Genomic DNA, 11,732 nt, shown 5'->3' with positions numbered 1-11,732 from the left:
GCTACAGCGCTAATTGATAGAGAGGGGGCTAACCGCGAACTACAGACAAAAGCTAACGAGAAGAAGGCTACGATTAACGGCATTCAACATCTTACGAAAGAGGAGAATGCTGTGAAAGCAGCCATAGAGTCCAAAGAATACGATTCAACACCTCAAATTGACCAAGCCAAGATCAAAATAGTGTTAACACGGCTAAGAATAGCGCTGTTTCCGAGATTAATTGTTTAAAAGACGGGTCAAGTGGGACGCGAGTTATCTAAGACAACAAATGAATGAGCTAGAAGCTAGACAAAATTCAATTTTATACTCATTTATAGTAAATCGTAACCGCCCAATAACGAAGTATATTGAAAAATCTCCAGACTAGAGAACTCACTGATGGTTCCTAATCTGGAGATTTTTTATTTGCACTTTTCTTGTATAGTAGATTGAAATAGGAGACGAACACATTAATTTGACTTCCCCAATTGATTCACCTAATTCCTACTTCATTTTGATGTAACTATTTTTATCGAGACCATAACTCACATACAAAATTTTTAATTTTCGTTTTTAAGAATTTCTTCTAATTTATGATAGTCTTGGACACTATCGATCTCATAGATGCTATTGCCTTCTAATTCTTCAACATAGACATCCAACTCTTTGATATTATCCTTAACCATATTGTCCCAATAGAGATCAACAAATTCACCACTTGCATAAGCCTTGTCAATAAAGCTGACAATCTTTTCTGCAGTTGGAGCATCCCAGAAGGATACACCACTAAGGATGCGACCTGCCTTGCTATCAACAATAATGTCTTGAACCTTGTAGTCATCTCCATAGACCAAGAACCATTCGTTGGTACAATCTTCACGATAAACACTAAAATAAGTCGAACGTGTCAAATCATTGCGGAACATATTTTTAAAGAGATAGTTATCTGCATCAATAACATAGCTGTTGGCCAATTCTTCTTTTACAAGATAGAGAGAGTAAAAGTTATTGTAGTCAGCGTATTTATCATTGAAAACGAGGCGAACTCCATATTTTTCTTTTAAGTAATCGAATTGTTCTTTAAGGTAACCAACTATGATGATGATGTCATTGATTCCTTTTTCTTTGAGAAACTCAATTTGGTATTCAATCAAAGGTTTTTCATTAACCTGAACCAAGGCTTTAGGGGTATTTTCAGTCATAGGACGCAAGCGAGTTCCCAATCCCGCTGCTAAGATGATAGCTTTCACACAAATCTCCTTTATTCTTTAATAATAATATAAACTCCAGCAATGACGACAAGTGACGTAATAATTGTCAACATATCTAGCGGTGCACCCAAGAAAACAACTGCAAACAAGACTGTCCATACTACATAGCTCACATTCAAGCCTGTAGCCTTGGCTGGTTGCAAGCGATTGATAGCGATATAATAAGCCAAGTAGGAAATCATATCAAAGGCTGCAAAGACAATCATAAGACCTAGCAATTGTCCATTGGCCACTTCTGCAAATGACTGATGAGAGAAGAGCACAATCACAAGATAGGACAAGAATGAAGTCACTTGACGGATTAAGAGGGCTTCGATTTCACTCAATTCACTTTCCATGGCAAAAGAGCTAAGAACACTCTCACTTCCCCATGCAATAGCACAAACCAAAGCACAGAGAATCCCAATGTAGAAAGAATTGACTTGTTCAACCTTATAGGTCTGAGCAATTATCCCTCCAATAATCAAGACGATCCCAAACACAGTATTTTTCGAAATCTTGTGCTTCAAAAAGAAGAAAGCCAATAAAACTGAAATCGCAGGGTAAATAGCCGACACAGATGAAGCTAAGGAACTTCCGATATACTTAACCGCATAAAGATTGGCCTGCATACCGATAGGGCCTGCTAGCAAGGCTCCGATGATAACACTAACATTGCGAATATTTAAGAAAATTGAGAGACGAATTTTTCCTTCTTTTACCAAGAGAAAAGCTAGTAAGATAAAGATACTCAAGAAATCGTGAGCAGCGGCCACCACAAAGGGCGACAAATCTGTAAAAATCGAAAAGATATAAGCACTAATCGTTAGACCTAAACCCCAGAAAATACCTGAGAGTAGACCAAAAGAAACTCCATTTTTATTTTTCATCTGAACCTCCATAATAGGCCAAACCTTTAACAGCTCTTTGGTAACGACTCACACCATAGTCACCAAAATCTGCACCTTGCTCTTCTTTGTAGACTGTCCATAGACTCCAAATAGCATCTTGTAAAATTTTATAAATGGCAATCTTTTCACGAGAGACAGGTGTTTGCTCACTCTCATAGTGAGACAAGAAGTCTTCTTCCTCTTGACGAGTGAATTCAGACTCTAAAAAGAGAGCAGCCAAATCCCACATTGGATCGTTCATTGATGAATATTCCCAGTCAATCAGATAAAGTCGTCCTTGTGGTGACTCGATAAAGTTTTCAGGCACCAAATCAATATGACAAGATTTTCTGTCAACACCTAAGTCAACCAGTCTTTTCTCTAAGGAGAAGACTTCTTCTCGAACAGTTTCATAGTTGGCATAAGGGATTTTCTCTTCAATCAAGGATTCGTATTTTTTGATTTCTTCAAAAGGAGCAAATTCTCCTCTTAATTCCTTGCCAGAAGCATGAATGGTTTGTAATATTGGAGCAATTTTATCAAATTTGGTCTTGATTGACCTTGAATCAAGCGTAATCGCAGATTCGATATACTCATTTACTTTGATACCAGCTTCAATATCAAAAAGGTAATTTTTCACATCTAAATCTAAATCTTTTAGTAGTTCAAGATTGTACTTTTCATCTTGTCGATTGATAAGCTTTTCTGTCCCTTTACCAAAGAATTTAACAATGTATTGCTTATTTGTTGTTTTGACCAAATAGTTTTGATTGGTCATTCCCCCCAGTTGTTCAACACTGAGGACTTCCTCTTCTTGACTAAGTAAGGAAGAAATTTTTTCTTTAATGATTTTCTCCACAATTAACCTCCAGCACTTATACTTCCCACTTAAACACAGTTTTAAAGGCTGTGTTTAAATCGGTCGCAAAGACACGGTGAATATCTTTAATTTCTCTTACAGGTTCTTCTAGATAAAGGATATTTTTAAGACGATTGGCAAATTTCTTGACTTCCATCATTTGGATAGCATTTTCAAAATCAATGCGACCAGAACGAGAGGAACCAACCAAGAGCAAACCTTTTTCTAAGGCATCGCGTGTATTGAGATTGACTTTATACTCACTAACTCCCATCATAAGAATCGTTCCCTGAGGACGAATATAGCGAATCAAATCATTAATAGCTGGTCCAGTACCATCACCACCACAACACTCAAAAGCATGGTCAAAGGCCAAATCTTCAGGAATATTATCCGTAATATAGCATTCTTTGGCAAATGAGAAAAGTTCCAATTTTTCCCAATGACGACCAATAACCACAATCTCTGCTTCTGGCAAAGTATAGTTGATAATATTGGCAACCACAAATGCTAAACTTCCATCTCCGATAACGGCGATTCGGTCCCGCTTGCTATGAGCAAGGGTCAATAGACGATTCATAGCGTGCATGCCGACACTGACAAACTCTGTAATGGCTGCAACCGTATCTTCAATAGCATCATAAGCCACCACACGGTCTTTAGGGAGAGAAACAAACTCTCTCATAAAGCCATCAAAGCCACTGGACAAGAAATGGGTCCCTGTCATGTAGTTCTCATAAAATTCTTCATCACTCTGCATAGGAGGCTGATTGGGAATCATGACAACTTTTTGCCCAACCTCATAGGTTCCTGTCGGGTCAGAAATAACGGTTCCACATGACTCGTGAATCATTGCCATTGGAAGCTTTTTATTCAAAATCTTTGGATCACGTTTTCCTTGGTAGTAACGCTGATCCGCATGACAGACAGCCATGTAGTTAGGGCGGATGAGGATATGATTCTCTTGTTCAATAGCCTCTTCCTGATATTTGACATTGATAAACTTAGGCTTAGTTAGTTGATAAATTTGATTAATCATTTTACTAGTCTTTCTCAATCATACTTTTTGCAATCTTCAAATCTGTTACGGTTGTAATCTTCAGATTTGAGTATTCACCTTTGGCCAAGGCCACATCTTTTCCTTTGATCACAAAGATTTTACATGCATCTGTCAAGATTTCCTTCTCTTCATCAGAAAGAGATCCATAAAGGTCCATGAAGTCCTTGCAACGGAATGTTTGAGGTGTTTGTCCTTGATAAAGGTGAGCACGATTTGGAATATCTGTAATAAATTGGCCATTAGTACTTTCAACGATAGTATCAACCGCTTCTACCACTGTGTCCACTGCGTCATGATTTTGAGCAAGTTTGATATTGTCTTGAATCATGCGAAGTGTAATAAATGGACGAACAGAATCGTGGGTAACAACAATGTCCTCTGGAGTAAGCGGACGATAAGCATCAATGGCTTCAATGATTTTCTCAATACTTGTATTGCGGTCAGCACCACCTTTTGTAATGATGATACGTTCCTTATGAAGAGGAAGATATTTATCTACAAGATCTTCTGCATGAGAAACCCAGTCTCCATGAACCCCAACTACAATTTTTTCAATACTTGGTTCCAAGACAAATTTTTCAATTGTATGAATCAAAATAGGTCGATCACCTAGCTCTAAAAATTGTTTTGGCAAGTTACTGATTCCCATGCGTGTGCCAGTTCCACCAGCAAGAATTCCTGCATAAATCATCTATTTTCTCCTTTGTCTTACTAAAAAAACTTATTCTCTCTATTATACCACAATCTAGTCCTATCATGAAAGAAATACCGACCCTCCCGTTCTAGAATAGAAGGTTTAAGGAGTTCTATTATTCAAAGAAACTAGTCCATTTCTAGTAATGACTAGGAATTCTGTAGTCATTACCGATAAATGGCTGTGAAATTTTAGAGTTCTTCAGAATAATATACTTTCCTTAAAGAAAACTTAAAATTAAGCTTTGAAACTTCAAAGTGATTACTTGACTTATACTCAATGAAAATCAAAAAGCAAACTAGGAAGCTAGCCGTAACTGTACTTGAGTACGGTAAGGCGACGCTGACGTGGTTTGAATTTGATTTTCGAAGAGTATTACTTCCCTTCATTTCTTATTAGCTGACTTTATGATATAATGAAAAACGAGGTAAATTGAATGAAAAGTATAAAATTAAATGCTCTATCCTACATGGGAATTCGTGTCTTAAATATTATTTTTCCCATCCTAACTGGAACCTATGTCGCGCGTGTCTTGGACCGAACTGACTATGGTTACTTCAACTCAGTTGACACTATTTTGTCATTTTTCTTGCCCTTTGCGACTTATGGGGTCTATAACTACGGTTTACGGGCCATCAGTAATGTCAAGGATAACAAAAAAGATCTGAATAGAACCTTCTCTAGTCTTTTTTATTTGTGCATAGCTTGTACAATTTTGACTACCGCTGTCTATATCCTAGCCTATCCTCTCTTCTTTACAGATAATCCAATTGTCAAAAAAGTCTACCTTGTTATGGGGATTCAACTCATTGCCCAGATTTTTTCAATCGAATGGGTCAATGAAGCTCTGGAAAATTACAGTTTTCTCTTTTACAAGACTGCCTTCATCCGTATCCTGATGCTGGTCTCTATTTTCTTATTTGTTAAAAATGAACACGATATTGTTGTCTACACACTTGTGATGAGTTTATCGACACTGATTAACTATCTGATTAGTTATTTTTGGATTAAAAGAGACATTAAACTTGTTAAAATCCACCTAAGTGATTTTAAACCGCTCTTTCTCCCTTTAACAGCCATGTTGGTCTTTGCCAATGCCAATATGCTCTTCACATTTTTGGACCGTCTCTTCCTCGTTAAAACAGGGATTGATGTCAACGTTAGTTACTATACCATGGCTCAGCGAATTGTGACCGTTATAGCTGGGGTTGTAACAGGTGCAATTGGAGTGAGTGTGCCTCGTCTCAGTTACTATTTGGGTAAAGGAGACAAAGAAGCCTATGTTTCTCTGGTTAACAGGGGCAGTCGAATCTTTAACTTCTTTATCATTCCACTGAGTTTCGGACTCATGGTTTTAGGACCAAATGCTATCCTACTTTATGGTAGTGAAAAATATATCGGAGGCGGTATCTTAACCTCTCTCTTCGCTTTTCGCACGATTATCCTGGCACTGGATACCATTCTTGGTTCCCAAATTCTCTTTACAAATGGCTATGAAAAACGAATCACAGTCTATACAGTCTTTGCAGGGCTACTCAATTTGGGCTTAAATAGTCTCCTCTTTTTCAACCATATCGTGGCTCCTGAATACTACTTACTGACAACTATGCTATCAGAGGCCTCTCTACTTGTTTTCTATATCATTTTCATCCATAGGAAACAACTTATTCACTTAGGACATATCTTTAGCTATACTGTTCGATACTCGCTCTTTTCACTTTCCTTTGTAGGAATTTATTTCCTGATTAATTTCTTGTATCCTGTGGATATGACCATTAATTTACCATTTTTGATTAATACTGGTTTGATTGTCTTGCTATCAGCCATCTCTTATATTGGTCTACTTGTCTTCACCAAAGATAGCATTTTCTATGAATTTTTAAACCATGTCCTAGCCTTAAAAAATAAATTCAAAAAATCATAGGAGTTTAAAATGAAACAACTAACCATTGAAGATGCCAAACAAATTGAATTAGAAATTTTGGATTATATTGATACTCTCTGTAAAAAGCACAATATCAACTATATTATTAACTACGGTACTCTGATTGGGGCAGTTCGACATAAGGGCTTTATTCCTTGGGACGACGATATTGATTTATCCATGCCTCGAGAAGACTACCAACGATTTATAAACATTTTTCAAAAGGAAAAAAGTAAGTATAATCTCCTATCCTTAGAAACGGATAAGAACTACTTTAATAACTTTATCAAAATAACCGACAGTACAACTAAAATTATTGATACTCGAAATACAAAAACCTATGAGTCAGGTGTTTTTATCGATATTTTCCCTATGGATCGCTTTGATGATCCTAAGGTCATTGATACTTGTTATAAACTGGAAAGCTTCAAACTTCTGTCTTTCAGTAAACACAAAAATATTGTCTATAAGGATAGCCTTTTAAAAGATTGGATACGAACAGCCTTCTGGTTGCTCCTTCGACCTGTTTCTCCTCGTTATTTTGCACATAAAATCGAGAAAGAAATTCAAAAATATAGTCGTGAAAATGGTCAGTATATGGCCTTTATCCCTTCTAAATTTAAGGAGAAGGAAGTCTTCCCAAGTGGTACCTTCGATAAAACAATTGATCTCCCCTTTGAGAATTTAAGCCTTCCTGCACCTGAAAAATTTGATACTATTTTGACGCAATTTTATGGAGATTATATGACCTTGCCACCTGAAGAAAAACGCTTCTACAGTCATGAATTTCATGCCTACAAATTGGAGGATTAGAATGCAATATTTAGAAAAAGAAGAAATTAAAGAAATTCAACTAGCCCTGCTAGACTATATTGATGAGACTTGTAAGAAACATGATATTCCTTATTTTCTCAGTTATGGAACCATGCTTGGAGCCATCCGCCACAAAGGTATGATTCCTTGGGATGATGATATTGATATTTCTCTCTATCGTGAAGATTATGAGCGTTTACTGAAGATTATTGAAGCAGAAAATCACCCTCGCTACAAGGTTCTTTCATATGACACTTCTTCTTGGTACTTCCATAATTTCGCATCGATTTTAGACACTTCTACTGTTATCGAAGACCATGTTAAGTACAAGCGTCATGATACCAGCCTTTTCATCGATGTCTTCCCAATTGATCGCTTTACAGACTTGAGCATTGTCGACAAGAGTTATAAGTATGTGGCCCTTCGTCAACTAGCTTATATCAAAAAATCACGCGCAGTTCACGGTGATAGCAAGCTAAAAGATTTTCTAAGATTATGTAGCTGGTACGCTCTCCGAGTGGTCAATCCCCGTTACTTTTACAAGAAAATTGATCAGCTAGTCAAAAATGCTTCAACCAGCACTCCTCAATATGAGGGAGGAATTGGTATTGGTAAAGAAGGAATGAAAGAAGTCTTCCCAGTTGATACCTTTAAAGAACTCATCTTAACTGAGTTTGAAGGTCGTATGTTGCCTGTGCCAAAAAAATATGACCAATTTTTAACCCAGATGTATGGGGATTATATGACACCACCATCAAAGGAAATGCAAGAGTGGTATAGCCACAGTATTAAAGCTTATCGCAAAAGCTGATTAAGGGCAATTATACAAAGTATTGAGTGAGACTTGGAAAAAACTCAATTGCAGGAAAAAATGAAGTAAGCCCCCCCCACAACAAAACGCATAATATCAAGGATTTCTACACCTGATATTATGCGTTTTATAATTTTAAAGACCTTTTTCTATCTTATTTTTCTATTTAAATTGCTTCTGTGACAAAACTACGGCTTTCCAATACTTTAAGCATGGCATTAGCTGTATCTAGGGCTGTGAAGAGGGGCACTCCGTGTTCAATAGCTGAACGGCGAATCTGCTCACCATCTTCGTCTGCAGTTCGTTTGGTTCCTACTGTGTTAATGATAGCTTGGATTCTTCCTTTACGAACAAAGCTTGGAATATCCTTATCGTCATCACCAATCTTACCAACAGGTTGGGCTTGCAATCCATGACTGGCAAAGAAGGCTGCTGTTCCTTCTGTCGCGAGGATTCCATAGCCAATATTTTGGAAACGACGAGCCAAGTCCAAGGCTTCTTCTTTGGCATCATCAGCGATGGTAAAGACAACATTTCCAAAAGTTGGCAAGTGTAAGTAAGAAGCTTCAAAGGCCTTATAGAGAGCTTTTTCCAAAGTCGTATCAGAACCCATAACTTCCCCTGTTGACTTCATTTCAGGACCAAGTAAGCTGTCTACCTTAGCTAGTTTGGTAAAGGAGAAGACAGGTGCCTTGATATGAACGCGGGTGCTTTCAGGGTAAAGTCCATCTTGGTAGCCAAGTTCTGATAAACTTTGACCAAGAATGAGCTTGGTTGCTACTTGAGCCATAGGGATATTGGTCACTTTAGAAAGAAATGGAACCGTACGGCTGGCACGTGGATTAACCTCAATAACATAGACTTTTTCATCCTTGATGACAAACTGGATGTTCATCATTCCAAGACAGTTGAGGCCGATTGCTAGGCGTTTTGTGTAGTCTGCAATAGTTTCCTGAACCTTTTGCGACAAGGTTTGTGGTGGGTAAACGGCCATTGAGTCACCTGAGTGGACACCGGCACGTTCGATATGTTCCATGATACCAGGGATAAGGACATTTTCTCCGTCTGAGATGGCATCAACTTCGCACTCTTGCCCAACGATGTATGAGTCAACAAGAACTGGATGATCTGGACTAGCCTTAACCGCTGTACGCATGTAAGAACGAAGGTCTTCCTCATTTTCTACGATTTCCATGGCACGTCCACCAAGTACATAAGATGGGCGGACAAGAACTGGGAAGCCAATCTTTCGAGCTGCAAGCACTGCTTCTTCTTCATTTGTAGCCGTTTGTCCTGGTGGTTGTGGAATATCCAAATCTTTGAGGGCTTGTTCAAAGAGGTCACGGTCTTCCGCACGGTCTAGGTCAGCGACCTGTGTACCAAGGATGGTCACACCTGCTTTTGCCAATGGCTCCGCAAGGTTGATGGCTGTTTGACCACCGAACTGAACGATAACCCCTTTTGGTTGCTCCAAGTCAATGACGTTCATAACATCTTCGAATGTCAATGGCTCAAAGTAAAGCTTATCTGATACAGAGAAGTCTGTTGAAACAGTCTCTGGGTTTGAGTTCATGATGATAGCTTCATAACCAGCAGCTTGAATAGCCTTGACAGAGTGAACGGTTGCGTAGTCAAACTCAACCCCTTGCCCGATACGGATTGGACCTGAACCTAGGACAAGTACAGATTCCTTATCAGACTTGATAGATTCATTTTCCCAACCATAGGTTGAATAGAAGTATGGTGTTTCAGAGTCAAACTCCGCCGCACAGGTGTCGACCATCTTGTAAACTGGGACAATCTTGTTTTCCAAGCGAAGTTGACGAACTTGGTCAGCTGTCATTTCCCAGAGTTCAGCAATCTTACGGTCTGAAAATCCATTGAGTTTAGCAGTTTTCAAAACGTCTAAATCTTGTGGATGGGCACCCAACTCCTGCTCAATTTCAAAGATATGTAGGAGTTTATCAAGATAAAAAATATCGATTTTTGTAAGCTCTGCAATTTCTTCTGGTGTGTAGCCACGGCGAATGGCTTCTGATACGTAGAAGAGACGGTCATCTTGAGCTTTGACAACCTTTTCAATCAAGGCATCATCAGGAACTGCTACAAGCTCTGGCATTTCATTGTGGTGAACTCCAATTTCAAGTGAACGACAAGCCTTAAGAAGAGATTCCTCGATGTTACGACCAATCGCCATGACTTCTCCAGTCGCCTTCATCTGGGTACCAAGACGGCGCTCACCCTTTTCAAACTTATCAAATGGGAAACGTGGAATCTTGGCAACCACGTAGTCAAGGGCTGGCTCGAACATGGCATAGGTTGAACCTGTAACTGGGTTGATCACCTCATCCAAGGTCAAGCCAACTGCAATCTTAGCAGCCAATTTTGCAATCGGATACCCTGTCGCTTTAGAAGCAAGGGCTGACGAACGTGATACACGTGGATTTACTTCAATGACGTAATACTTAAAGCTATGTGGATCGAGAGCTAACTGAACGTTACATCCCCCTTCAATCTTAAGGGCACGAATAATGCTCAAGCTCGCGTCACGTAGCATTTGGTTCTCATAGTCTGACATAGTCTGAGCTGGGGCAAATACAATGGAATCTCCTGTGTGAATCCCGACTGGGTCAAAGTTTTCCATGTTACAAACAACCAAAGCATTATCAGCTGAGTCGCGCATCACTTCGTATTCGATTTCCTTGAAACCTGCGATTGAACGCTCAATCAAACATTGGGTAACAGGTGACAACTTCAGACCATTTTCAGCGATCTCGCGCAATTCTTCCTCGTTGGCACACATACCACCACCAGTACCACCAAGGGTAAAGGCTGGACGGACGATGACTGGGTACCCAATTGTTGCTGCAAAGGCAACAGCTTCTTCGACTGTGTTGACAATTTCAGATTCTGGAATTGGTTGTTCCAATTCTTCCATCAATTGTTTAAAAAGGTCACGATCCTCCGCTTGGTCGATGGCAGATAATTTTGTACCCAGAAGCTCAACACCAAGCTCATCGAGGATACCATTTTTAGACAATTCCATGGCCATGTTGAGACCTGTCTGACCACCGAGTGTTGGTAGCAAGGCATCTGGACGTTCCTTACGGAGAATACGAGTCACAAACTCAAGTGTAATAGGTTCAATATAAACCTTGTCTGCAATCTCCTTGTCCGTCATGATAGTTGCAGGGTTTGAGTTAACCAAAACAACCTCATAACCTTCCTCTTTCAACGACAAGCAAGCCTGGGTCCCAGCGTAGTCAAACTCAGCAGCCTGACCAATAATAATCGGACCAGAACCAATCACCATAATTTTTTGAATATCAGTACGTTTAGGCATATATAAGATATTGAGGGCGTCAAGCGGACAAAGCTAAAATAGGAGTTATGACGAAGAACTATCAGTTCTAGGAATAACTATCTTTTTAGCACCGTCCGTAGCCCGTATT

The 11,732-nt window shown here is 39.1% G+C and carries 10 protein-coding genes; 4 read left to right on the top strand and 6 right to left on the bottom strand.

The window, feature by feature from the left end:
• The coding region (locus HT730_RS10370; RefSeq protein WP_205380742.1) for a hypothetical protein at positions 1-228 on the top strand (228 nt) is incomplete at its 5' end.
• 311 nt (positions 229-539) lie between these two features.
• Here the strand turns inward: HT730_RS10370 and HT730_RS08555 are convergent.
• From HT730_RS08555 to HT730_RS08535, 5 genes are read right to left on the bottom strand one after another with little or no spacing between them, the layout of a single operon-like run.
• Complete coding sequence (locus HT730_RS08555; RefSeq protein ID WP_061589800.1) at positions 540-1,229, bottom strand: sugar phosphate nucleotidyltransferase; 690 nt, start codon at positions 1,227-1,229, stop codon at positions 540-542.
• 11 nt (positions 1,230-1,240) lie between these two features.
• Positions 1,241-2,119: a DMT family transporter gene (locus tag HT730_RS08550; protein WP_173307338.1), complete on the bottom strand. Its 879-nt coding sequence runs from the start codon at positions 2,117-2,119 to the stop codon at positions 1,241-1,243.
• Entirely contained in the window at positions 2,109-2,978 is an 870-nt protein-coding gene (locus HT730_RS08545) for a phosphotransferase (RefSeq protein ID WP_173307337.1), read from the bottom strand. The genes HT730_RS08550 and HT730_RS08545 overlap by 11 nt, the downstream gene beginning before the upstream one ends.
• Positions 2,979-2,994: 16 nt before the next feature.
• Positions 2,995-4,017, bottom strand: coding sequence for a ribitol-5-phosphate dehydrogenase (locus tag HT730_RS08540; protein WP_172922424.1), 1,023 nt, complete (start codon positions 4,015-4,017; stop codon positions 2,995-2,997).
• 4 nt (positions 4,018-4,021) lie between these two features.
• Positions 4,022-4,729 (bottom strand): 2-C-methyl-D-erythritol 4-phosphate cytidylyltransferase, encoded by a 708-nt coding sequence (locus HT730_RS08535; protein WP_024057711.1) that lies wholly within the window; start codon positions 4,727-4,729, stop codon positions 4,022-4,024.
• 439 nt (positions 4,730-5,168) lie between these two features.
• On the opposite strand from HT730_RS08535, the gene tacF reads away from it, so the two are divergent.
• The 3 genes from tacF to HT730_RS08520 are packed head-to-tail and all read left to right on the top strand — an operon-like array spanning position 5,169 to position 8,280.
• A complete protein-coding gene (gene tacF, locus HT730_RS08530) occupies positions 5,169-6,656 on the top strand; it encodes a type IV teichoic acid flippase TacF (protein ID WP_173307336.1) in 1,488 nt (495 codons plus the stop codon).
• Between the two features lie 9 nt (positions 6,657-6,665).
• Positions 6,666-7,469, top strand: coding sequence for a phosphorylcholine transferase LicD (locus HT730_RS08525; RefSeq protein WP_173307335.1), 804 nt, complete (start codon positions 6,666-6,668; stop codon positions 7,467-7,469).
• A gap of 1 nt (position 7,470) precedes the next feature.
• Positions 7,471-8,280, top strand: a complete 810-nt coding sequence (locus tag HT730_RS08520) for a phosphorylcholine transferase LicD (protein ID WP_173307334.1) — start codon at positions 7,471-7,473, stop codon at positions 8,278-8,280.
• Positions 8,281-8,446: 166 nt separating this feature from the next.
• Here HT730_RS08520 and carB read toward each other — a convergent pair whose 3' ends face one another.
• Positions 8,447-11,623 carry a carbamoyl-phosphate synthase large subunit gene (gene carB / locus HT730_RS08515; protein ID WP_173307333.1) on the bottom strand — a complete coding sequence of 1,059 codons (3,177 nt, stop codon included), beginning with the start codon at positions 11,621-11,623 and terminating at the stop codon, positions 8,447-8,449.
• Between the last annotated feature and the right edge of the window lie 109 nt (positions 11,624-11,732).

The organism is Streptococcus sp. k-628 (genome assembly GCF_013277475.1).
In the GTDB taxonomy this organism is placed as follows: Bacteria; Bacillota; Bacilli; order Lactobacillales; family Streptococcaceae; genus Streptococcus.
This window is presented reverse-complemented; position numbering and strand designations above follow the sequence as displayed.

What these genes read in the sequence shown, in the direction of transcription:
- HT730_RS08520 (WP_173307334.1), top strand. Translation starts at nt 7,471, where the DNA reads ATGCAATATTTAGAAAAAGAAGAAATTAAAGAAATTCAACTAGCCCTG.
- carB (WP_173307333.1), bottom strand. Translation starts at nt 11,623, where the DNA reads ATGCCTAAACGTACTGATATTCAAAAAATTATGGTGATTGGTTCTGGT.
- HT730_RS08550 (WP_173307338.1), bottom strand. Translation starts at nt 2,119, where the DNA reads ATGAAAAATAAAAATGGAGTTTCTTTTGGTCTACTCTCAGGTATTTTC.
- tacF (WP_173307336.1), top strand. Translation starts at nt 5,169, where the DNA reads ATGAAAAGTATAAAATTAAATGCTCTATCCTACATGGGAATTCGTGTC.
- HT730_RS08540 (WP_172922424.1), bottom strand. Translation starts at nt 4,017, where the DNA reads ATGATTAATCAAATTTATCAACTAACTAAGCCTAAGTTTATCAATGTC.
- HT730_RS08525 (WP_173307335.1), top strand. Translation starts at nt 6,666, where the DNA reads ATGAAACAACTAACCATTGAAGATGCCAAACAAATTGAATTAGAAATT.
- HT730_RS08535 (WP_024057711.1), bottom strand. Translation starts at nt 4,729, where the DNA reads ATGATTTATGCAGGAATTCTTGCTGGTGGAACTGGCACACGCATGGGA.